The organism is Hanstruepera sp. CR43 (assembly GCF_055227665.1).
Window position 1 is genome coordinate 281,721 of the sequence record NZ_CP200078.1, and the last position, 24,962, is coordinate 306,682.

A 24,962-nucleotide genomic window follows, 5' to 3' on the forward strand; every position below is an offset into this window, starting at 1 on the left:
CTCACCATGAAAAGACATAATTTTAGTGCAGGACCATGCATTTTACCTAAAGAAGTGATGTTAAAAGCTTCTGAAGCCATACTTGATTTTGACAACGGACTATCCTTGATAGAAATCTCACACAGAAGTAAACCTTTTGTGGATGTTATGGAAAATGCACGAGCCCTGGCCCTAGAGTTATTGGGATTGGAAGGGAAAGGTTATAAAGCCTTATTTTTACAAGGTGGTGCCAGTACCCAATTTTTAATGGTAGCATTGAATATGTTAGAAAAACGTGCGGGTTATTTAAACACGGGTACCTGGAGCAACAATGCCATTAAGGAAGCGCGTATTTATGATGATATTTATGAGGTAGCATCTTCTAAAGATGCCAATTACAATTACATCCCGAAAGGATATGATATTCCAACTGACTACGATTATTTTCACTGCACCTCTAACAACACCATTTTTGGAACGCAAATGAAGAGTTTCCCAGAATGTGAGATTCCGATGGTATGTGATATGAGTAGCGATATTTTCTCTCGTCAATTGGATTTTAGCAAATTTGACATTATTTATGCTGGTGCCCAAAAGAATATGGGTCCTGCCGGAACAACCTTGGTGGTGGTTCGTGAAGATGTTTTAGGAAAGGTGTCTCGTAAAATTCCATCGATGATGGATTACAAGGTACACATTGGTAAAAGTAGTATGTTTAATACACCACCTGTATTTGCGGTTTATGTTTCGATGTTGACCATGGAGTGGCTTAAAAATTTAGGTGGTATTTCAGCCATTGAAAAGGAGAATGATAAAAAAGCGCAATTGATATATTCTGAAATCGACTTAAACCCATTATTCAAAGGCTTTGCAACTAAAGAAGACCGTTCAACCATGAACGCAACCTTTACGTTGGCAAACGAAGATTTAAAGGAAACCTTTGAAACCATGGTAAAAGAAGCGGGTATCAACGGGTTAAACGGTCACAGAAGCGTGGGTGGTTACCGAGCATCTATGTACAATGCACTACCTTTGGAAAGTGTGGGTGTTTTGGTAGATGTCATGAGTGAGTTGGAGCGTAAAGCATAACAAAACGATAATATATAAAAATCAAGTTTTAATGAAAGTATTAGCAAACGACGGCATTTCAAAAAGTGGTATTGAAGCATTGGAATCAGGCGGATTTGAAGTATTAACCACTACGGTTGCACAAGAACAATTAATTAATTTCATCAATGAGAATAGAATCTCCGTATTGTTGGTGCGTAGTGCTACCAAAGTACGTCAGGATATTATAGATAACTGTGAGTCCTTAAAAATTATTGGCCGTGGAGGTGTTGGCATGGACAATATTGATGTAGAATATGCCCGTAGTAAGGGCATTCATGTCATTAACACACCAGCAGCTTCATCGCAATCTGTTGCCGAGTTGGTTTTTGCGCACTTATTTGGTGGTGCTCGTTTTTTACATGATTCCAATAGAAATATGCCATTGGATGGTGATACCCAGTTCAAATCCCTTAAAAAGAACTATGCCAAAGGCGTAGAACTTCGTGGCAAGACACTAGGTATCATTGGCTTTGGCCGTATTGGTCGGGAGGTTGCCAAAATAGCTTTAGGTATTGGTATGAAGGTTATTGCTACCGATAAATTTGTTGGTAAAGCCGATATTAAAGTGGAATTCTACAATGGACAATATATCAACGTAGAAATCGAAACTGAACCCATGAAAGATGTTATTAAGCATTCGGATTTCATCACACTACATGTTCCTGCTCAGGAAGATTATGTGATCGGTGAGAAGCAATTCGAAATGATGAAAGAAGGTGTGGGTATTATTAATGCCGCACGTGGTGGCGTCATAGATGAAGTGGCTTTGATAAAAGCCATAGAATCCGGCAAAGTATCATTTGCAGGCTTGGATACCTTTGAGGAAGAACCCAAACCAGCTATCCAGGTATTAATGAACGGACGTATTTCTTTAACACCACATATTGGTGCAGCCACTAACGAAGCTCAAGATCGTATTGGTACGGAGTTAGCGTCGCAAATTATTAGCCTGCTAAAAGTTCAAGAAGCTTAACAAACTGTTATTATTAAAAATTAGAAATTGGTGACTTTTTTCAGTAACTTGTGTCTAATCGAATAACTACTATCAGTAGCTTCTTAACTTAAAATAAAAATCATGTCAGGAATTTTAGATTTATTAAACAGTGACCTTGGAAAAACCATTATTAGTGGTGTTTCTGGGCAAACCAATCAGCCAACAAACAAAACCGCTGATGTGTTGACCATGGCCTTACCAGTATTGATGGCAGCCATGAAACGTAACGCCTCTACCCCTCAAGGTGCTGAAGGTTTAATGGGTGCACTAAACAACAAACACGACGGCAGTATTTTGGATAATCTGGGTGGTTTATTCAGTGGTGGTGTTGATAGTTCTGTCATGACTGACGGTAATAAAATTTTGGGTCATGTTTTAGGTTCTAAAAAACAAGGTGTTGAAAAAATAATCGGCGAAAAATCGGGTGTTGATGCTGGTTCCGTAGCTCAAATACTGCAAGTAGCTGCGCCTATTTTAATGGGTGTTTTAGGAAAGCAAAGTCGCCAAAACAATGTGAGCTCTGCCAATGATTTAAGCGGTATGCTTGGTGGATTATTAGGTGGTAATGATGCCAGACAAGAACAAAGCTTTTTAGAGCAAATACTGGATGCTGATGGCGATGGTAGTATCGTTGATGATGTTGCTGGAATGGTGCTAGGTGGTGCCAAAAAGAAAGGCGGACTAGGTGGCCTTTTAGGAGGTCTTTTCGGAAAATAACTATTTTATGTTTTTTATGATAGAGCCAAACCTGAAACGGTTTGGCTTTTTTGTTAAATCCTGTTTTTCAATCCTTAAAAAACAGGATTTTTTGTATTTTTAGTAAAAGTTGTCTTATGAAAAATGTCATTTATATTTTACTAATCATCATTACAATTGCCAGTTGTAAAACCAAGGATGTATCTACAAACTCTCATAAAGATATTTCAGATGCTTCTGAAGCGCAAGACACCATTCGTATTGCGAATGATTCTATTGAATATGAGGTTATCATTATAGAAGTTGGTTTTGATTCATGGATGGCTCGCAGAGCCAGACCTAGATCATTCTATAATCAATCCTATTTAGAAACCAGAAACATCCAATACGTTACAGAATGGAACCGACGTGTCATCAGCACGAGTTATAATTCGAATCTGTATGAAATGCCAATCAACTATGAACAAGGAATTGACTATGGCTTTGAAGTCAATTATATACTTTATCATTATTTTGTATTCTTTGAAGAAAAATATAGACAAAATTTAACAGGACATAATCCTAGATTTTAAGTTATCTTTGCACGCAAAATTGAACGATGGAGAAATTCAAAGCGCGCTGGCAAATAACCAAGAATTGGCAACTACTCTTTCCGCTTTTAGGTATATTGATTTTAGCTTATAGTTCTTATAAAATAGCTCTCGCATTTACAAAAGAATGGCATACGTCCATAACCATAGGGCTTTCTATCGTTATTTATTTTTTATTGTTGCGATTGACCCTTTTCATATTCAAAAAACTGGAGCACAAATGGGTAGTGGATTATCGCTGGGAAATGATACGTATATTTATTGTTTTTGCCTTTACGGGAACGTCTTCGCTGTATGTTGGTAGACCCATTATTAAATTACTGGGAATAACTAAGGAAAATTTAAACCCCATTGTTTATTGGATATTATTCATTATTATTGGCCTCATTTTCTACCAAATCCTTCTGGTATTTTTTGGTTGGGTATTTGGTCAGTTTCAGTTTTTTTGGGAATTTGAAAAGAAGATGTTACGCAGAATGGGATTTAAACGCTTTTTAGATTAATGCATAAGGACAAACCGCATAAAATTATTATCACACTATCATTTTTGTTGGTTGTGAGTCTTTTGGTGCCTTCTGCGGTCAAATTAGCTCATGTGTTTGAAGACCATAAGCATGAAGTGTGTACCAATAAATCATCGGTTCACATTCATACATTAGATCTGGACTGTGAATTCTATAAGTTTAAGATTGCCAATCAATTCGTACACAAATTTAAAAATGTTGATTTCATTAATATTGAAGATAATCATGGTATTACGGAATCCCAGTACCAGTTTATCAGTGAGTATCAACGCTTACAATGCTCCCTTCGTGGCCCGCCATTTAATAGTTAAACACAAGTTTAGATTACATTTTTAACTATTAAATATTTTACATGAAAACCATATTATATTTATGTTTTTTGTCCTGTGTTGGTATGGCATTTGGACAAAATACTATTCAAGGCATTGTTACGGATGCCGAAACTGGAGACAGTTTATCATACGTAAACTTATACATACCGCATTTGGAAAAAGGAGCTATTACAGACGATTCCGGTAACTTCGTTATTGAAGGTATACCTTCTGGTTCCCATACGTTAGTTTGTTCATTTATAGGTTATGAAACAAAATCCATAAATGTCAACATGCCGCTAAATGAAGCATTAAACATTGTACTGACGCCATCAGCTATTGAAATGGAAGCGGTTATAATATCAACGCCATTTCATAAACTTCAAAGCGATAATGTTATGAAAGTGGAACATAAAACAGTTAGTGAATTACGTTCATCTGGATCTGTAACCCTTGCTGATGGTATCACCAATATTGCTGGTGTGAATGCTGTGAGTACTGGTTTGAGTATTAGTAAGCCTGTAATTCGAGGTTTAAGCTCTAACAGAGTTTTGGTATACACGCAAGGTGTTCGTTTAGAAAACCAACAGTTTGGCAGCGAACATGGTTTGGGTTTGAGTGACGCTGGTGTTGAAAGTATCGAAGTTATTAAAGGTCCTGCTTCGCTGCTTTATGGTAGCGATGCCCTTGGAGGTGTATTATACATCAATCCAGAACGATTTGCAGATGCCAATGACCAATCTGGTAGTGTCAATCTAAATTATTTCTCAAACACAGAAGGTTATAATACCAGTTTGGGTTACAAATCATCTGGTGATGCCTTTAAGTTTTTATTCCGTGGGAGTTTAGCGGCTCATTCAGATTATAATACCGCTGATTATCGTGTAACCAATACACGATTTCAAGAGCAGGATTTTAAAGCTGGATTGGGTTATCAATCGACCAAATTCAAAACCGAATTTCGTTATAATGTCAACCATTCTAAATTGGGAATCCCAGAAGAAATCGGTTTGCAATCAAAGGATAAAAGTCCACTGCTACCCTATCAAGATATCACAAACCATATTTTCAGTTCCAAGTCCAAAGTGTTTTTTACAAATTCGAAATTAGAAATTAACTTGGGATATATTTATAACAATAGACAAGAGTTTGAAGATGAACATGAACATGGTTTTGAACCACATGATGAAACTGAAGAAGACCATGAAGAGGAACATGAAGAACATGTAGCCGAAGAAGCTGCATTAAACATGAAGCTTCAAACGGCCAATTATGATGTTAAGTATCACTTACCCATTATGGGAAAATTTGAGACTATTGTTGGTGTGCAAGGTATGTATCAAACCAATACCAACTATGGTGAGGAGGAATTAATTCCGAATGCTACAACCAATGACTTCGGTGTATTTGCTATGTCCCATATCCATTTTGAAAATTTTGATGTGCAATTAGGCGCTCGCTTTGATAATAGATGGCTAGATATTGATGGTGGGGAAAGGTTGAATTTTAATAGCTTCAATGGGGCTCTAGGATTTAAAACGAGCTTGTTTGATCATATCACAGCTCGATTAAATCTTGCTTCTGGGTTTAGAGCACCTAATTTAGCTGAATTAACTTCTGATGGTGTACATCATGGAACCAATCGCTACGAAATTGGTAATAGCAATTTGACCTATGAACAAAACTATCAAACCGACTTGGCTTTAGAATACAAAAGCGAACATATTGAATTCTTTGTCAATGGATTCTATAATTTGGTCAATGATTATATTTATCTTGAGCCAGACGGAACTGAAATAGATAGTGAACCGGTATTTAATTATGTACAAAATGATGCCTATCTCTATGGTGGCGAAATTGGATTCCACTTACATCCACATCCCCTGGATTGGCTACATTTTGAAAGTAGTTTTGAATCGGTGACTGGAAAACTAAAAGCAGGAAATTATCTTCCGCTTATTCCAGCCAATAGCATTAACAATACCATTCGTGTAGAATTTGATTCCAAAAAATTAAAACAAACGTATGCTTTTGTGAAGTTACAATCGACTTTTAGTCAAAATAATGTGGGTACATTTGAAACAGCTACAGGAAGTTACAGTTTATTGAGTGCTGGATTTGGAAGTACCATAAGTTTGTTCCACAATGATTTATCAATTTCCATAGCTGGAACAAACTTAACCGATAAGAATTATATCAGCCATTTGTCAAGATTAAAACCTGATGGCATTTTCAATATGGGTAGAAATATCAGTATTGGACTTACTTATAATCTGTAAATAAAAATCCCTTTCAAACTGAAAGGGATTTTTTTAATCGTTTATTTCAACTGGAATCACTGTCTTTTCTTTGCTGAAAACATAAGTATATAACCACATGATTGTGAATGTGGGAATAATATCCAATCCAGGGATAATTTCTTCAATGAAGGAAAGAACACCTGCCGCCTTTCCCTTATTACCAGCATACATCTTGGTCATAAAATAGGCAGACAGTGGTGCCCAGATAATATCTATAATGGTAATGAAGCCGATAGCATCGAACAGAATACTCAATGCCAACTTTTTGTTTTTGCTTAAATTATTTAAATTCATCGTTGTGTTATTTATTTTATAGCAGCAAGAAATATACCAAAGATAAAATCACGAAAATTTGTCGCTTATCAACTTCAAGAATTCATTACGGGTTTCAATTTTCTCAAACTGCCCTCTAAAACCCGATGTAGTTGTTACCGAGTTTTGTTTTTGCACGCCTCGCATCATCATGCACATATGAGCAGCTTCAATAACTACGGCAACACCTTGTGGTTTTAAGGTGTCATTGATGCAATCCAAAATCTGTTCCGTCAATCGCTCCTGAACCTGTAATCTTCTCGCAAAAACATCAACTATTCGCGGAATTTTACTTAATCCAACAATATGTCCGTTAGGAATGTAAGCTATATGGGCTTTCCCAAAGAATGGCAAAATATGATGTTCACACAAGGAATATAACTCAATGTCCTTTACAATCACCATTTCATTGTAGGATTCCTTAAACATGGCACTTTTTAGAATGGCAGCAGCATCTTGATGATAGCCTTGGGTCAAAAACTGCATGGCTTTAGACGCGCGTTCAGGTGTTTTTTGTAAACCATCACGTTCAACATCTTCTCCCAAATCCTGAATGATTTTTTTATAGCGGTCTTTAACGTCATCAGTAACCTGCATATTGTACTCCTCAAATTTTCTGTATGGCATAGTTGGTGTTTTTGATAAATGTAGTGAAAATTTGTTTGTCTTTGATTTTACCAAAACCTTAACAAATTTAGCCTGTTTTTAACTTTTAGTTGGGAAATAAAACTGCCAAAGCCCATTAGATTTGTTAGGTATTCTGTAACAATAGATTTTTTCTGTTGTCTTTATACCATCAATCAAAACGAGACCAATCACTTTTTATGAAAAAACTAATATTCCTTTTGATCGTTATGTTATTTTCTAGCATAACGTTTTCTCAAGAAAAGAAAAGCTTAAATATTAAGCGCGTAAGCGACCCGCCCAAAATAGATGGTGTTTTAGATGATACTGCATGGGAAGGTGTTGAAGAAGCCAAAGACTTTGTGCAATTTCGTCCAGAAATGGGCATAAAGGAAACAACAGAAACTCGTACAGTTGTTAAAATAACCTATGATGATGATGCCATTTATGTTGGTGCCTATTTGTATGATGACCCTTCTAAAATCATGCGACAATTCACTAGTCGCGATAATTTTGGCCAATCTGATTTTTTTGGTTTCATATTAAATCCGAACAATGATGGTCAAAACAATACCGAGTTTTTTGTTTTTAGTTCCGGAACTCAAGCAGATGCCCTGGAATCACCAAGTATAGGTGAAGATTTTGGGTGGAATGCCGTTTGGGATAGTGCTGTAAAAATTGTGGAAGATGGTTGGATTGTTGAAATGAAATTACCCTATAGAACATTGCGTTTCTCCAATCAGGAAGTACAAACCTGGGGTATGAATATTCACAGACATTTTAGACGTGACCGTTCGCAATATACCTGGAGTCCTGTGGATGTATCCAAAGGTAATATTGGTATTTACAATGGCGAGTTAAACGGTATTGAAAATATTGATCCACCTACCCGACTGACATTTTATCCTTTTGTTTCAGGCATTGTGAATTCGTATGATGGAGAAACCGAAACTCAATTTAATGCGGGAATGGATGTGAAATATGGTATCACGGAAAACTTTACATTGGACGCCACCCTAATCCCTGATTTTAGTCAGGCTGGTTTCGACAATGTTGTTTTGAATTTAGGACCTTTTGAGCAAACCTTTTCGGAGCAGCGTCAATTTTTTACAGAAGGTGTTGACTTGTTTACCAAAGGAAATTTATTTTTTTCAAGGCGTGTCGGAAGTAGCCCAACAGGTGATGGTGATATCACCAGTGATGAAGAGTTTGTAGAATACCCTGATGCGGTTAAAGTTTTAAACGCCATAAAAGTATCTGGGAGAACCAAAAAGGGATTTGGTGCTGGTATTTTTAATGCCATCACCGAAAAAACAAGTACCAAAATCAGAAACACGAATACTGGAGAAATACGTAGTGCTGTTGTTGAACCTTTTACTAATTACAATATTTTGGTTGTCGACCAACAGTTCAACCAAAACTCATCGGTAGGCATTATCAATACCAATGTTACCAGAAACGGTCATTTTAGGGATGCCAATGTTACTGGTGTTTTGGCAGATTTAACAACCAAAAAGAACACGTATAGCCTTGGAATTGAAGCTAAAATGAGTAATGTTAATAAAGAAACAGGTACTGAAACAGGCTACAGTTACGAAATAGAATTTAGTAAGGTATATGGCAATTTACAATACTGGATTGGTCATGAATATGCCGATGACACCTATGATATCAATGATTTAGGACTGCTATACCGAAATAATTTCAGCAATTTTGGAGGTAATATTAGATACCGCACTTTTGAGCCTACTGGAAAATTTAACAACTATACTGTTGAGGCTTGGTACGAATATAGACGTTTAGCAAATCCAAGCACTTATACGGGCAATAGCGTGGGATTTGGCGCTTGGGGAAATTTAAAATCTTTGCACAGTTTTGGTGGTAACGTCAATTTTCAACCTGGAAAACAATATGATTATTTTGAACCACGCGTAGATGGACGTTATTTTATTTTTGAAAATAGGTTTAATGGAAACTTTTGGATTTCATCAAACTATAATAAAAAGTTCGCTATTGATGCCAATATTGGTGGTGCAACCTTTTTCGAAGACAACCGAGATACTGATAATATTTGGTACAGTGTGAGCCCGAGATTTCGATTTAATGATAAAATGTTAATTGTGTACTCATTTAGTGTGGATGATATCAGAAAAGACAGAGGTTATGCTAACATGATGAATGACGAAATTGTATTTGGGCAACGGGATCGTTATACAATGGTTAACACCTTGTCAGGCAGCTATAGTTTTAATCCATTTCATACTGTTGGTTTAACATTCAGAAACTATTGGAGTACTGTTGAATACGAAGATCATATTTATTTGCTTCAAGAAAATGGGCTATTACAAGAAACACAAACGAGTTTTGAAGATGCAGGCTTATCAGATCCGAACATCAATTTTAGTACTTGGAATTTAGATTTAAGCTATTCCTGGCAATTTGCACCTGGTAGCTTTATAACGGCGCTTTATAGAAATCAATTATTCAATATTGATAAGGAATCACAGGCCAGTTATGTTGATAGTTTGGATCGATTATTTGAACAACCCATCTCAAACACTTTTTCATTGAAAGTGCAGTATTTTATTGACTATAACAATGTTAAAAAAATCTTCCGTAAGAAATCGGATTCCTGATTGTAAGACCAATTATAAAGTATTACATTGCTTATTCATTAATTTGAAATGATAACAGCAAGAAATATTCATAAGTACTATTCCGATTTACACGTTTTAAAGGGTGTTGATTTAGATATTAAGGCAGGTGAAATTGTATCGATTGTAGGGGCTTCAGGCGCTGGAAAAACCACGTTATTACAAATTTTGGGAACATTGGATAAACCAAAATATGATAACCAGACAACGTTTTCTTTAAACAATGTTGATATCAGATCCTTAAATGAAAAAGCATTAGCTAAATTCCGTAATGACCAAATTGGTTTTATATTCCAATTTCATCAGTTATTGCCTGAATTTACTGCTTTAGAAAATGTTTGTATTCCAGCTTTTATTAAAAAAACTAAAAAAGAAGCGGCTGAAAAACGTGCTAAAGAACTACTGGATTTTCTGGGATTAAAAGACCGATACGAGCATAAACCTAACGAGCTTTCAGGTGGCGAGCAACAGCGTGTAGCTGTTGCCAGAGCTTTGATTAACAATCCAAAAATCATTTTTGCCGATGAACCTTCAGGGAATTTAGATAGTGAGTCAGCTGAAAATCTGCACAATCTGTTCTTCAAGCTTCGAGATGAATACGGTCAAACATTTGTAATTGTCACCCATAATGAAGATTTAGCCAATATGGCTGATAGAAAATTGACTATGGTCGATGGTAAGATTCTAAATTAAATAGTACATTTAGTACATGCTATTTATCTTACTTTCCTGGATTTATATACTAGCCATTTCTATCATTGTTGGTGTTAGTACAGCAAAAGCTTTTGGTATAACAAAATCGCATCCTGTTGTTACTATTATTTCTGGCTTTTTTACGATTACTTTAATCACATCAATTTGGGCAATTGGTTGGTCTGTCAATTGGCAATTTCATATTTTTTTATTTCTAATCTGCAGTATTTTATTTTATGTAAATAAATCGTTTATAGTTAATTATGTCGAATTATCTATAAATCAGTTTATGTCACTTAAAATTTTTAGCAAGGTACTTTTAACACTTATCACCATACTCATTTTAGCACAATGCGCCTCTCCTCCTTTTATTATCGACAATGAATCTTATTATATACAAACCATTAAATGGCTCAATGAATATGGCTTTGTTAAAGGATTGGTCAATCTACACTTATTTTTAGGGCAAACATCTGGTTGGCATATCCTTCAAAGTGCCTTCAATTTTAGTTTTTTATATGATCGTTTCAATGATTTAAGTGGCCTGATACTAGTATTGGGTAATTACTATGCAATTACACATTTGAATGACTTTTCATTTAAAAACAAACTAAACATAGCCGATGGTATTATCGCTTTATTTCCAATAGTGAACGTGTTCTTTTTTCAATTTATCAGTGCGCCTTCACCAGATGTAGCAATCTATGTATTGACACTGGTTATCACGCATCAATTTTTCCAATGTTATGATGAATTTGATAGGAACTCCTTTCTAGTGGTTGTCATACTGACACTTTTTGCCATTTTTATTAAACCTTCCGCCCTACTTCTGGCTTTACTTCCTGTGTTGCTTTACAAACGTTTTTATGTTTATACACATAATCAAACAAAATCAGTATTAGGAATTTCGACTTTGGTATTTTTGGTGTTAGTGGTTAAAAATAGCATCATTACGGGGAATCCCTTGTTCCCATTATCTATTCCGAGTCTGTTTGATTTTTCTTGGCGATTACCAAGTGATATTGCATCATATTTTACCGTTTATGGTAAGGCCTATGGTTACAACATGATGCCTGAAGCATTTGAAATGGCTTCATGGAGCCTAAAACTTAAAAACTGGTTGCTTGCTCCAGGATTACATGGTATTTTTAATTCAGGTATGATATTACTTTTTATCATGATGCCATTTATCATTTTCAAGTTTTATAACAAAAAAGCCTATTGGATTTTCTATGTTATAGGAATGCTGCACATGCTATTATTATTTGTGATATCACCGCAGTATCGCTTCTTTTTTCCATTTATGATGATTTTTGGTCTCATGATTTTAAGACTTTTGATAGTCAACGATAAAATCTTGAAATTTGTTTTGGTATTTTCCATTATTGTGGCTGCCATGCCACTATTTTTCGCCATAAACAACCAACAGCTGACCAATAATGAGCATCATGTTGTCCATAGTCAATTTTCAACTCAATATCTAATAGAACCTTTTGGATTAAGTAAATATCCAACAGATTATAATATCATCCAAAAAGGTAATACCCAATTCCATACACCTTCACAAATTGATTTCTTTTGGGGAACTGGAAACATTCCTCTGCCATCCGTTAATCAGGAGCAGTTAGAATATTTTAAAACCTATTTTAATGTTATTCCACAGCAATTCTCAGACAACCTGAAAGATGGTTTTTATTCTAAAAATTTAAAAAGTCAATAAAATGAAAGAAACATTTTTTAAGAATCAAACCTTTAAAGTTTGCCTAATTATTACTCTTATACTGTTAATCTGTTGGAATCTTTTTACATTTATCATGTTTGATAAAGTTATGGCTATGATTAGGGCCATCATTCAATTTACAATCTTGATGCTCATTGTAACCAAAAGCGAATATGCTAAATCGGGAATAACCCTTTTTTCTGTTTTAATGATAATTGGGTCTTCATTCTTATTATTATCACAGTTAATAAAGCTTTTTGTTGATCAAGGCAGCATCGAAGTTTCAATAAATTTATTTTTTAGTATTCTTATTTTAATTCTTGGGATTTTAATCTATCACTTCAATAGTACGACGGTCATTGTTAAAACAGTAATTAAAGAGACAAAACAAAAAATTAACTGATGCTATTTGATGAGCTCAAAGAATTTCTGGACTCCAAAGTCAAACAATACAATAACCCCAAGTTCCTTGATTCTGATCCGATTCAAGTGCCGCATCAATTTTCAAAAAAAGAGGATATTGAAATAGCCGCTTTTTTAACAGCCACCATTGCCTGGGGTAACCGCAAGAGTATTATTAACAATGCACATCGGATGATGGATTTATTGGAGCAATCACCTTATGATTTTGTCATAAATCATCAAGAATCCGACTTACAGAAATTGGAAGGTTTTGTACACCGTACCTTTAATGGTATAGACCTAATAACATTTATTTCAGGTTTACAACATATTTACAAAAACCATAAAGGTTTAGAGGCTATTTTTAAAAAACATGCTGAAGAAACCAGTCTTCAAAATTCTATTCATGAGTTTAAAAAGGTTTTCTTTGAAATAGAACATCTGCCCAGAACCCAAAAGCATATTTCAGATCCTTTAAAAAATTCAGCTGCTAAACGTATCAATATGTTTTTACGTTGGATGGTGAGACCTGGTATTACTGGTGTAGATTTTGGTATTTGGAAAAGTCTTTCGCCATCCCAACTCTCCTGTCCTTTAGATGTCCATTCTGGAAATGTTGCTCGGAAGCTAGGTTTACTAACCCGAAAACAAAATGATGCCAAAGCCTTACAAGAACTAGACACAAGTTTACGTAGTTTAGACCCAAGTGATCCCGTGAAATATGATTTTGCGCTTTTTGGTTTGGGCGTTTTTGAGAAATTTTAATAAGAATCATTTCAAATAGTAAACATAAGTTTACATTCCTAACATTCAGATAACCAATTCTTCATTTAAAGCCAATATTCTTTTAACACGTTCCCGGTTTTATGACTCTAATTTTACGGTATTAATCAATTTAATACTAAAAACATGAAAAAACTATTATTGGCATCTATGATAGCATCAACTTTTGTTGCTTGTGATAAAGATGTTGTCCCTCAACAAGAAACTGGTTTAGAAGCTTCTAATGAAAGAAGATCAAATCAAGTTGAATTTGCAAGTCACTCGGTGACACCAAATTTTTTGGATTTAAAGCCTGGGTTTAAAAATTTATCGGTTTATCCCATTTTATCTTCAGAAGATGTACTTCCACAATCTCCTGATTTTGTTTACGGAAGTATGGCGGATGGTGCTGGTCTTATCAAAAACAACGATGGTACTTACACCTTAATTAATAATATTGAAGCTGATTATTCAATTGCGAGAATTACATTAGATGAAACATTTAAGCCCGTTCACGGAGAATATATTGTGAATGCTTCTGCAACGGCTTCTACTGCCCAATGTTCAGGATCATTAATCACGCCTGAAGAACATGGCTTTGGTCCATTATACTTATCTGGTGGTGAATGGGGAGGTGCTTCAAAAGGTGTTTTTTCTGTAAATCCTTTTAGAGATGCAGCTGATGCTTCATCAGCCAGTTTATTACCTGCTATGGGACAATGGTCTGTTGAAAATGCTGTAGCGATGCATCAAAATGCCTTTCCTGGTCAAACAGTTGTTTTGATTGGTGATGATACTAGTGATAATGAAACACCATCTGGTCAATTGGCCATGTACGTTGGTTCTCAAGGCGATTTAAGCGGTGGCAATTTGTATGGATTAAAAGTGATGAACGATGCCATTGAATATGAAATGGACATGCAGGAAGGTGAAACTTATGATATCAATTTTGTTGAGTATAATGAAAGAACATTGGATGAGTTAGAAGCTGAATCAAGAGCATTAGGCATCATGGGATTCTCTCGTGTGGAAGATATCGATTGGAGACGCGGTTCTGCTGAAAACAATAGAGAGTTTTTCTTTGCTGTAACTGGTAGAAAACGAGATGCGCTTCTTGGTAAAGGAACATTCTACGGAAGAATTTACCATGTCATTTTAGATGAAAACAATCCACTTTCTGGAACCATCACTTGTGTATTGGATGGTGATATTTTAGATGGAAAAGCTAAAGCATTCCATAGCCCAGACAACATTGTAGTTACTGAAGATTATGTTTACATTCAAGAAGACCCAAATGGTTATCCTGATACTGCTGACAAAGCACATTTTGCTCAATTATATGAATACAACATCCGTTCTAAAAACTTAAAAACAGTTTTAGAGTGTAATCAAGAATTGGCTGCGTCTTTAGGTTATGGAACAACCGCTTCTAATTGGGAAATTACCGGTATGATTGATATTTCTGAAACAGTAGCTGTTGATCGTACATTTTTATTGATTACTCAAAATCACGGATGGGAAGATCCTGGTTTTACGGATCCTACAGCTAACCCTACACCTACTTCTAATGAAGGAAGTATGCTTTATGTTATTAAAGGTTTAAAGAGATAAATTTTATGTCAATATCATTTAAAAAAGAGGCTTGTGTTTTCATAAGCCTCTTTTCCCTATTATTTATATCCTGCTTGCAGGAACCCTCCAAGCAGTATGTTGAAAATATTCCGAAGCAACAATCACTTCAGAATCTATATACTCAACATTTAACTAACTGTATTAAATCATTGGATAGTCTGTCTCAATCCAATGATTTTTCAGAAAGCAAAAACCTTTATTTAAAAGCTAGAAAGGAATTCAAGCTATTGGAGCCAGTTTTGGCATTTACAGATTCCGAAAACTACAAGTCTTTAAATCAACCTAATATTCTGAAAATTGAAGAAGAAGATGCTACGGATATAAAAATAAAAGAGCCTACCGGATTTCAGGTTATAGAAGAAGCATTGTTTGCTGATGCACCCAATTTTGATCAAGTTAAGTTACACGCTGTAAAAACATCTAAACGACTGCAACTCATCCATGATAACCTAGATCTAAATTATATAAAAAATTATCATGCTTTATGGATGGTTAGGGATCAACTTATCCGAACGGCATTGACAGGCATTACTGGTTTTGATTCACCTGCATTGGAAAATTCACTAGAAGAAGCCCAAATAACCTATCAGGCCATTGCTGATTATTTACATATTTACAAGAATCAATTTAATAATCCCAAACTGTTTGATAACTGGCAAGCCGAAATTACAGCTGCAATCACCAGTTTAGATGGCGATTTTAATACTTTTAATAGGTATGAATTCCTAAAGAATCACACCCATAAAGCTTTGTTGCTTTGGAATGAGACCGTAAATGACTGGAATGTCACATTTCCTTTTGAGAAAGCGATTAACAACGATGCCGCATCCTTATTTTCGGATAAAACATTTAACATGAGTTATTTTTCATCCTACCGAAACGATAGCCTTCATGATCAAAAGGTAGCGCTTGGTAAACAACTATTCTTTGAAACCAATTTATCAAATTCGAAAACGATTAGTTGTGCTACTTGTCATAATCCAGATAAAGCCTATACTGATGGACTCCGAATTTCTAAAAATGTCACCCGCAACAGTCCGACACTAATGTATGCAGCCTTGCAAAAAGGTTTCTTTTATGACAATCGAGCTGGCAGTTTAGAAGGACAAATTGTATCGGTTATCAATAATGAAAATGAATTTCATAGTGATTTACAAAATTTTGAAGAAGCTATAAAAACCAATTCGGCATATCAAGAAGCTTTTCATGCAATCTATAAGGATAGTATTAATGAAGAAAACATCAGGCATGCTATTGCCAGTTTTATAAAAAGCTTGACTCCTTTCAATTCTAAATTTGATAGAAATATTAACAATTTAGAGAATTCACTAACGGATTCAGAAATCAATGGTTATAACTTGTTTAGCGGTAAAGCCAAATGCGCTACCTGTCATTTTGCTCCCGTATTTAATGGTACTGTACCAACAGCCTTTAAGGAATCAGAAATGGAGTTAATTGGTGTCCCCAAAACAACTGACACCATAAATGCTGAAATTGATGACGATTTAGGTCGTTATGACTATTACAAAACTACAGAACGCAAATTCTTCTTTAAAACCCCAACAGTCAGAAATATTGCGCATACAGCACCCTATATGCATAATGGTGTTTATAACACGCTGGAAGAAATCATTGATTTTTATAACAAAGGTGGAGCCGCTGGTTTGGGTATTGATATAGAAAATCAAACCCTACCTCCTGACCCACTTAATTTGACCAAAACGGAAATTCAGGATTTGATTGCTTTTTTAAATTCACTTTCAGACCCTTTGGAAGAAAATAACCAATCAGTCTATTAAAATGTCCTGAAATTATACCAATGCTTGATTAGTAAAAATTGTACCTTTAGAATCAATTACTAATCAAGCATTTTTTATGAAACGTTTTTCAACTCTCTTTTTTTGTTTATGTTATTTTTTTACATGGTCCCAAAACCGTGAAATAGCAGTAGATACTGCCATAACTACCAATCATTCAGTAACTGTTAATGGAAAAAGTATTCCATATCAAGCAACTGCTGGAACCCAACCTGTTTGGAATGATAAAGGCGAACCGATAGCAACTTTATTTTATACCTATTATAAGAAATCAAATAGTCAGGCGAAAGATAGACCGATTGTATTTTCTTTTAATGGCGGACCTGGCTCGGCTTCTGTATGGATGCATATAGCCTATACTGGTCCTGTGCTTTTAAATATTGATGATGAGGGTTACCCTGTTCAACCCTATGGTATCAAGGACAATCCTTATTCTATAATTGACGTAGCCGATATTGTATTTGTGGATCCAGTTAATACAGGCTATTCGCGTATGTTACCAGATAAAGAAGGGAAAATGCCTGAAAAAGATTTATTCTATGGCATCAATGCCGACATTAAATATCTCGCCGAATGGATGAACACTTTTGTTTCCAGAAATAATCGTTGGGAATCACCAAAATACATTATTGGCGAAAGTTATGGCGGTACGCGTGTTATGGGCTTGGCCAATGAATTGCAGAACACCCAATTTATGTATTTAAATGGGGTAATCATGGTGTCACCTGCCGATTACAAGGTTCTGTATAGTGGCAACCCTATTTCAGAAGCACTACACCTACCCTATTATACTGCGACTGCATGGCATCATAAACAATTATCTTCCGAACTTCAGAATAAAGAGCTATTGGATATTCTACCTGAAGTTGAAAATTATGCCATCAATACCTTATTACCTGTCATTTCCAAAGGCGGATTTGCAACAGCTGAAGAAAAACTAGCTGTTGCTAAAAAAATGGCCTATTATTCAGGCTTGAGTGAAACAGTGATTTTAAGAAATAATTTACGGGTGCCTACCAATTTCTTTTGGAAAGAATTATTACGTGACCAAGGCTATACTGTTGGAAGATTGGATTCGCGCTATTTAGGACTTGATAAAGATGATGCAAGTGATAGTCCAGACTTTAATGCTGAATTATCATCTTGGTTGCACAGCTTCACACCTCCGATAAACTATTACATCAGAGAGCATTTACAATTTAAAACAGATATTACCTATAATATGCTGGCCGATGTAAGTCCTTGGGACAGGCGAAACGATAATACCAGGGAAGGTTTACGATTGGCTATGGCGCAAAATCCTTATTTAAAAGTGTTGTTTCAATCGGGTTACTATGATGGTGCGACCACGTACTTTAATGCCAAATATACCATGTGGCAGATAGATCCTAGTGGTAAAATGAAAGATCGTTTTACTTTTAAGGGATACAAAAGTGGTCATATGATGTATTTACGGAATGAAGATCTTATTAAAGCTAATAATGATTTGCGAGATTTTATTAAAAACTCCATGGCAAATGGTAAAGCAGCGAAATATTAAAACAAAAAAAGCCTGACTAAACAGTCAGGCTTTTAACTTTTATATCTTGAATTTTTAGCCTTTTAACCATGCCTTACGTAAAGCAATTTGCTCTGGAGTGGCATCAGCTTTTGGCATTAGGCCTTTACCAGTTGTGTAAGCCTGTGTCAGTTTGGTTTTAATGACAATTTCTTCTCCGTCTCTATCTAATACGACCTCAACGTCGGTTCCAGGCTGCCATGCAAATACTTTTTGAAACACCTGATTGGCTGTTTGCATAGTTACTTCAGCACCATCAATAGATTTAACGACATCCTTTGGTTTTACACCTTGCTCATTCCAGAAACTATTCCCAGTTACAGCATCATTAAAGTATATAACTCCACGTTCTTGATCTGGAGCTACAATCAGACCGCCACCTGCTTGAATATAATTAGTGGTAACTCTACCTTCTGAAATTTCAAGACCCACTTTATTGAAAAACTCGTTGTAATCAATCGGAGTATCACCAATAACATGGGTATCAAAGAAACCTCTTAATGACGGATAGGTCATAGCAACAATTTCATCAATGATTTTGTCATCTTCAAAAGGTTTGTTCTTACCATATTTCATCGATAATTCTTTCATTAATGATAGAATACCTCTATTTCCGTTACTGCCTTCACGTATTAAAATATCCACACACATGCCAATTAGCGCACCCTTTTGGTAAACATTATAATATTGACTGGCATAAGGTTCATCCAAAACGTTTTCACTCATTTCAGTGAAACTCATGGCATCGTTCATTCCTGAAGCCGTTTTGATTTTACCCATAATGGTATTATAAAATTCATCTTCAGTTACTAAATCTTGATCTACTTGAAATAAGGTTGCAAAATATTCCGTAACACCTTCGTACATCCATAAATGCTTTGAAAATGTAGGTGCATTGTAATCAAAATAGTGAACGTCTTCAGAATGCACACTCAATGGCGTTACAATATGAAAGAATTCGTGTGATACGACATCAACCATACTATTATCCAATGCAGCAGCAGGCATGGCTTCTGGCATTACTACAACAGTAGACGTATGGTGCTCTAATGCTCCAAATCCTTTTGGAGATTCTGCAGTGCCTTCAGATAAGTACACATAAATATCATAACGTGGTGTACTGTTAATATCACCTAAATAGGTCTTTTGAGCTTGCATCATGGTTTCCATAGCATTTCGCATGGAAGTAGCCGAATGTGTTCCATTAGGAGAATACACACTCAATACAATTTTAATATCACCAACCTGAAACTCTTCAACATCCAAATTTCCGTACATCATGGGGTTATCAGTAATGTCAAAATAACGCGGTGCAAAATAACTGGTAGTCATTGACTTTCCATCAGCACTGGTTGTAGAATTTACTTGTTCTAATGCGGAAGTGCGCTTAAAAGTTGCATCGGCAGTTACATCCAGTTTATATTGGCTGTTCTTTAAGGAATCAAAATAACCAATGAATCCATGTAAATTCAATACGTAGTTATCAGGCTCGATGTTTGTTCCTGCAGGCGAAAAAGGTTGCTCACCTCCTATACCTCCTGTTGACTCAATGTCAAACGTATCATTGACATAATAAGTAATATAAGAAAGCTTAGTAGCATTACTAATAGTCCAAGTGTTAGTGTCTACCTTGTTTACTGGCAATTCGTTTCCATCATAATCAATGGCTTTGAAATCATCTACATATTTTCCAAAATCACTTACGGAATAAGTTCCTTGAACAACTTTAGGAAGTCTGTACGTCACAGTTTCTTCAGTAAATCTACCAGGATTAATAGTTACTGGAGCTTTATCATCAGTAACTTTTGTTAAATCAATAGAAGTCTCTATTGGGTTGCTGGTTGCTAAATCATTTTTTGTTGCAGTCTTTGATGACGACCCACAAGCAACAAGCAGGGCACTAAAACCAAGAATGGCTACTAATTTTTTCATTATTTAAGATATTAAGTTTTTAAGTTGACGCCCAAAATTACAATGTGTTACAGATATAAACCTTAACTTTTTGTTAAAATGAGTTATTGCTATATTCGTGACATGCAAAATAAACTGATTAGCATTTTAACACCTTTTAAAAATACGGCTGAATTTCTGCCAGCTTGTTTAGACTCCATACTTAATCAAACATATAAAAATTGGGAATTGCTAATTGTTAATGACCATTCTTCGGATGAGAGTAATCAAATAGTACTTAATTATGCAAAATCGGATTCTCGAATTAAGGTATTCCAAAATAATGGTACAGGTATTATTGATGCGCTCCGATTAGCTTTTAAAAATAGTCAGGGAACTTACATCACCAGAATGGACAGCGATGACATCATGACTCCAAATAAACTAAAACTTCTTGCAGAAAATTTGAAAAAATATGGACAAGGTCATGTGGCGGTTGGTAAAGTTAAATATTTTAGTGATGTTGGTATTAGTGATGGTTATTCAAAATATGAGAAATGGATTAATGGGTTAACTGAAAAAGGCATTAATTATTCTGAAATTTATAAAGAATGTGTTATTCCCTCACCATGTTGGATGATTCATCGAAATGATTTGATTTTATGTGATGCATTTAACCCCAATTTTTATCCCGAAGATTATGATCTCACCTTTCGATTTTATAAGTATAATATGACTTGTATTCCGTGCGATATTATTCTTCATCATTGGCGGGATTACAGTACACGTACATCACGAACTCATGAACATTATGCCCAAAATTATTTTTTGGAAATCAAATTGAAATATTTTTTGGAATTAGACTATGATACCGATAAAGCATTGGTAATTTGGGGAGCTGGCTTTAAAGGAAAAACCATTGCCAAATTACTGGTTGAAAATGACGTGCCTTTCCATTGGATATGTGATAATCCGAAGAAAATAGGAAAACATATTTATAGTCAGGAAATGCTGCCCTTTTCAGTTTTAAAAACCATTGAAAACCCTCAAAGTATCATAACGGTTGCCAATGAACAAGCTCAAAAAGAAATCAGAAAATATTTTGAGTCATTGAATTTATACCCGGTAAAAGACTATTTCTTTTTCTGCTAATTTTGTAATTTGTTGTTAAAAGGTTTTCTATTTTCGCGTAAACACTATTTTTGTAAGAAACAATTAAAAAGGAATGCAGTTTAAACATCCCGAAATTCTTTACGCCTTATTTCTGCTTATCATTCCTATTATCGTTCATTTATTTCAGTTGCGTCGTTTCCAAAAAGAGGCATTCACGAATGTTGCTTTTTTGAAGCAAGTAATCATTCAAACCCGAAAAAGCTCGCAATTAAAAAAATGGCTGACCCTCATGACACGAATGCTGTTATTAGCCTGTATCATCATAGCATTCGCCCAACCTTTCACCTCCAGCAACACAACATTTAACACCAAACCGGAAACGGTTATTTATTTGGATAATTCCTTTAGTTTGCAAGCCAAAGGCGAACAGGGTGAGTTATTAAAACGAGCTATTCAGGGGATCATAGATGAAGTGAATCCTGACGAGAAATTATCTATTATAACCAATAATGCTGTTTTTAAGAATACAACTATAAAAACCATACAGAACGATTTATTGCAACTGGATTATTCTGCCAATCAATTACCTTATGATGCGGCTATTTTAAAAAGCAAAAACTTGTTTCAAAAAGATTCCAATCTTAAAAATGTGGTTTTTATTTCTGATTTTCAGCAAAAAGAGGAACCGTTTAATTTGGAAGCAGATTCCAGCTATCAATTTAATTTGGTAACATTAAAGCCAGTCAATCTCACCAATATTAGTATTGATAGTGCCTATATTGATAAACCAACGGCCAGCACGACCTTGTTAAAAGTGAGTTTATCAAATAGCGGAAACCCTATTGAAAATATTTCTGTGTCACTTTATGATGGTGAAAAATTATTGGCAAAAACAGCGACGGCAATCAGTGGTGAAGCAATAACCGAATTCAGTTTGTCTGATCAAGAAATATCAAATGGCAAAATTATTATTGATGATACCAGTCTGCAATTTGATAACATCTTATATTTCAATTTAAATAAGCCTCCAAAGACGAATGTTTTAACTGTTGGAGAAAATGATAACTATCTGAACCGCTTGTATGCATCAAACGAATTTAATTATGTAAGTTCAACACTATCGCAACTCAATTATAGTATCATCGATAATCAAAATGTTATCATACTGAATGAGATCGAACGGTTCCCCAGTTCTTTAGTTAATTCTCTTGATAACTTTATTTCAAATGGTGGCTACGTAATTGTTATACCTTCTGAAAATTCAGATTTGAGTACTTACAACGATTTTTTAGCAAGCTATTCCTTGAAGTTCAGTTCCAAAATAGACTTGGAAAAACGAGTGACTCAAATTCAGTATGCTCATCCAATCTATCTAAATGTTTTTGATAGACAGGTTTCTAATTTTCAATATCCAAAGGTATCTTCTTACTACCCTATAGCTTCTGTTGGTAATTCTGAACCCTTACAGTTTGAAGATTCCAGACCATTTTTAATCCAGAACAAACAATTATTTGTGTTTACAGCACCGCTCAATACCAATAATTCGAGTTTTTCCAACTCAGCTTTAATTGTACCCACATTTTATAATATAGCCAGACAAAGTTTAAAAACACCTGAATTATACTATACTATTGGGAGGGAAAACACCTTTGACATTACTGTCGATATGCAACAGGATGATATTTTGAGCATTCAAAATAATCAGGCCAGTATCATTCCTAAACAACAATATTTTAACAACAAAGTAACAGTAACAACTGACGAATCGCCTGATATTGCTGGTAATTTTGATATTCTAAAAAAATCGGAATCCATATCGACAGTGAGCTTTAACTATAATAGAGATGAAAGTAGTATGGCCTACCAAGATCTTTCCAATCTACAAAATGTAACCATCAGCAATTCAGCTGCCGATATGATAAAAACACTAAAAAGTAACTCAAAAGTTAATGAGCTATGGAAATGGTTTATTATTTTTGCACTGGCTTTCTTGCTTATTGAAATGCTTATCTTAAAATATTTTAAATGAATGTACTTCTGAAATCTGTCACTATAATTGATTCCAAAGGCGATTTTCATAATCAAACAGTAGATATTTTAATAGAAAAGGGTATTATTTCCAACATCTCAAAGCGTATTACCAATCACAATGATTACAAGGAGGTCCGCATTGAAAATTTACATGCATCTCAAGGTTGGTTTGATAGTAGTGTTAGTTTTGGGGAACCTGGTTTTGAAGAGCGCGAAACCATCCAGAATGGTTTAAAAACAGCTGCTTCATCCGGATTTACTGCCGTCGTACTCAATGCTAATAGCAATCCAATAATTGATAGTTTTGCCGATATTTCATTAGTGTTGTCCAAAGGTCAAAATCATGTAACCACTTTAGTTCCAATAGGATCTTTAACGCAAGGCGCTAAAGGTGAACAGTTAGCCGAACTGTTCGATATGAAAAATGCAGGAGCTGTAGGGTTTTATGATTATCAAAGACCAATTGAAGATCCTAATCTCATGAAGATTGCACTGCAATATGCCAGTAACTTTAATGGTTTGGTTTTCTCTTTCCCGCAAGAACCAAAAATTTCGGGTTCGGGTGTGATGAATGAAAATCACACAAGTACCTTACTAGGATTAAAAGGAAATCCGAATCTTTCTGAAGAATTACAGATTTCCAGAGACTTATTCTTATTGGAATATACTGAAGGAAAACTACATATACCAACCATATCAACAGCTAAATCGGTTGAATTGATTAGACAGGCCAAAAAGAAAAAATTGGATGTAAGCTGTAGTGTGGCCATTCACAATTTATTCTTTACTGATGAAGTACTTCAATCTTTTGATACGCGATTTAAGGTGAATCCACCTTTGAGAACACAAGATGATATTGATGCTTTAATCGCTGGTTTGAAAGACGGTACCATAGATATGGTGACTTCTGATCATAACCCCATAGATATTGAACATAAGAAAGTGGAGTTTGACTATGCGGCGTACGGAACGATTGGATTGGAGTCAGCTTTTGGTGCATTAAATACGTTGTTCTCAACTAAAAAGGCGATTGATTTATTAACCAAAGGACGTGATCGGTTTGGCTTGGATTCCAAACCTATTGCCATTGGAAATAAAGCTGATTTAAGTCTATTTAGTCCTGATGGCACCTATGAGTTTGGTTTAAACAACATCAAGTCTACTTCCAAAAATGCTATTTTTATGAAAGCCATACTCAAGGGTAAGGTATGTGGTGCCATTGCAAACAATAAAATTGTTTTAAACTAATC

21 protein-coding genes are annotated in these 24,962 nt (G+C 35.2%); 18 read left to right on the top strand and 3 right to left on the bottom strand.

Annotated features, from left to right (window positions below; translation table 11 throughout):
* Window positions 1-6 precede the first annotated feature (6 nt).
* The 7 genes from serC (at window position 7) to ACKXGU_RS01270 (ending at window position 6,483) form a co-directional block, all read left to right on the top strand.
* A complete protein-coding gene (gene serC, locus ACKXGU_RS01240; protein WP_463466269.1) occupies window positions 7-1,068 on the top strand; it encodes a 3-phosphoserine/phosphohydroxythreonine transaminase in 1,062 nt (353 codons plus the stop codon).
* Between the two features lie 31 nt (window positions 1,069-1,099).
* Window positions 1,100-2,062 (top strand): D-2-hydroxyacid dehydrogenase, encoded by a 963-nt coding sequence (locus ACKXGU_RS01245; protein ID WP_463466270.1) that lies wholly within the window; start codon window positions 1,100-1,102, stop codon window positions 2,060-2,062.
* A 102-nt stretch (window positions 2,063-2,164) separates the two neighbouring features.
* Window positions 2,165-2,800 carry a DUF937 domain-containing protein gene (locus ACKXGU_RS01250; protein WP_463466271.1) on the top strand — a complete coding sequence of 212 codons (636 nt, stop codon included), beginning with the start codon at window positions 2,165-2,167 and terminating at the stop codon, window positions 2,798-2,800.
* A gap of 116 nt (window positions 2,801-2,916) precedes the next feature.
* Window positions 2,917-3,351 (top strand): DUF6146 family protein, encoded by a 435-nt coding sequence (locus ACKXGU_RS01255; RefSeq protein WP_463466272.1) that lies wholly within the window; start codon window positions 2,917-2,919, stop codon window positions 3,349-3,351.
* 26 nt (window positions 3,352-3,377) lie between these two features.
* On the top strand, window positions 3,378-3,872 hold the full coding sequence (locus tag ACKXGU_RS01260) for a DUF6787 family protein (RefSeq protein ID WP_463466273.1): 495 nt from the start codon (window positions 3,378-3,380) through the stop codon (window positions 3,870-3,872).
* Entirely contained in the window at window positions 3,872-4,204 is a 333-nt protein-coding gene (locus ACKXGU_RS01265) for a hypothetical protein (protein WP_463466274.1), read from the top strand. Before ACKXGU_RS01260 ends, ACKXGU_RS01265 begins: the two co-directional genes overlap by 1 nt.
* Before the next feature lie 41 nt (window positions 4,205-4,245).
* Window positions 4,246-6,483 (top strand): TonB-dependent receptor, encoded by a 2,238-nt coding sequence (locus tag ACKXGU_RS01270; protein ID WP_463466275.1) that lies wholly within the window; start codon window positions 4,246-4,248, stop codon window positions 6,481-6,483.
* Between the two features lie 33 nt (window positions 6,484-6,516).
* On the opposite strand, the gene ACKXGU_RS01275 is transcribed toward ACKXGU_RS01270, so the two are convergent.
* On the bottom strand, window positions 6,517-6,798 hold the full coding sequence (locus ACKXGU_RS01275) for a hypothetical protein (protein ID WP_463466276.1): 282 nt from the start codon (window positions 6,796-6,798) through the stop codon (window positions 6,517-6,519).
* A gap of 48 nt (window positions 6,799-6,846) precedes the next feature.
* Window positions 6,847-7,443: a GTP cyclohydrolase I FolE gene (gene folE, locus ACKXGU_RS01280; protein WP_463466277.1), complete on the bottom strand. Its 597-nt coding sequence runs from the start codon at window positions 7,441-7,443 to the stop codon at window positions 6,847-6,849.
* A gap of 197 nt (window positions 7,444-7,640) precedes the next feature.
* On the opposite strand from folE, the gene ACKXGU_RS01285 reads away from it, so the two are divergent.
* The 8 genes from ACKXGU_RS01285 (at window position 7,641) to ACKXGU_RS01320 (ending at window position 18,660) form a co-directional block, all read left to right on the top strand.
* A complete protein-coding gene (locus tag ACKXGU_RS01285; protein WP_463466278.1) occupies window positions 7,641-10,076 on the top strand; it encodes a DUF5916 domain-containing protein in 2,436 nt (811 codons plus the stop codon).
* A gap of 48 nt (window positions 10,077-10,124) precedes the next feature.
* Window positions 10,125-10,787, top strand: coding sequence for an ABC transporter ATP-binding protein (locus tag ACKXGU_RS01290; RefSeq protein WP_463466279.1), 663 nt, complete (start codon window positions 10,125-10,127; stop codon window positions 10,785-10,787).
* Window positions 10,788-10,803: 16 nt separating this feature from the next.
* Window positions 10,804-12,507, top strand: coding sequence for an LIC_10190 family membrane protein (locus ACKXGU_RS01295; protein ID WP_463466280.1), 1,704 nt, complete (start codon window positions 10,804-10,806; stop codon window positions 12,505-12,507).
* A 1-nt stretch (window position 12,508) separates the two neighbouring features.
* On the top strand, window positions 12,509-12,910 hold the full coding sequence (locus ACKXGU_RS01300; protein ID WP_463466281.1) for a hypothetical protein: 402 nt from the start codon (window positions 12,509-12,511) through the stop codon (window positions 12,908-12,910).
* Complete coding sequence (locus ACKXGU_RS01305; RefSeq protein WP_463466282.1) at window positions 12,910-13,674, top strand: TIGR02757 family protein; 765 nt, start codon at window positions 12,910-12,912, stop codon at window positions 13,672-13,674. Before ACKXGU_RS01300 ends, ACKXGU_RS01305 begins: the two co-directional genes overlap by 1 nt.
* 144 nt (window positions 13,675-13,818) lie before the next feature.
* Window positions 13,819-15,282, top strand: coding sequence for a PhoX family protein (locus tag ACKXGU_RS01310; protein WP_463466283.1), 1,464 nt, complete (start codon window positions 13,819-13,821; stop codon window positions 15,280-15,282).
* Between the two features lie 5 nt (window positions 15,283-15,287).
* Window positions 15,288-17,102 (top strand): cytochrome-c peroxidase, encoded by a 1,815-nt coding sequence (locus ACKXGU_RS01315; RefSeq protein ID WP_463466284.1) that lies wholly within the window; start codon window positions 15,288-15,290, stop codon window positions 17,100-17,102.
* Window positions 17,103-17,178: 76 nt separating this feature from the next.
* Complete coding sequence (locus ACKXGU_RS01320) at window positions 17,179-18,660, top strand: S10 family peptidase (protein ID WP_463466285.1); 1,482 nt, start codon at window positions 17,179-17,181, stop codon at window positions 18,658-18,660.
* Window positions 18,661-18,714: 54 nt separating this feature from the next.
* Here ACKXGU_RS01320 and ACKXGU_RS01325 read toward each other — a convergent pair whose 3' ends face one another.
* Entirely contained in the window at window positions 18,715-20,610 is a 1,896-nt protein-coding gene (locus ACKXGU_RS01325; protein ID WP_463466286.1) for a M61 family metallopeptidase, read from the bottom strand.
* Between the two features lie 102 nt (window positions 20,611-20,712).
* Here ACKXGU_RS01325 and ACKXGU_RS01330 point away from each other — a divergent pair, with 102 nt between their 5' ends.
* The 3 genes from ACKXGU_RS01330 to ACKXGU_RS01340 all read left to right on the top strand — a co-directional run bounded on the left by ACKXGU_RS01330 (window position 20,713) and on the right by ACKXGU_RS01340 (window position 24,960).
* Window positions 20,713-21,720 (top strand): glycosyltransferase family 2 protein, encoded by a 1,008-nt coding sequence (locus ACKXGU_RS01330; protein WP_463466287.1) that lies wholly within the window; start codon window positions 20,713-20,715, stop codon window positions 21,718-21,720.
* Between the two features lie 73 nt (window positions 21,721-21,793).
* A complete protein-coding gene (locus ACKXGU_RS01335) occupies window positions 21,794-23,710 on the top strand; it encodes a BatA domain-containing protein (RefSeq protein ID WP_463466288.1) in 1,917 nt (638 codons plus the stop codon).
* Window positions 23,707-24,960, top strand: coding sequence for a dihydroorotase (locus tag ACKXGU_RS01340; protein WP_463466289.1), 1,254 nt, complete (start codon window positions 23,707-23,709; stop codon window positions 24,958-24,960). The genes ACKXGU_RS01335 and ACKXGU_RS01340 overlap by 4 nt, the downstream gene beginning before the upstream one ends.
* The last annotated feature ends 2 nt before the right edge of the window (window positions 24,961-24,962 follow it).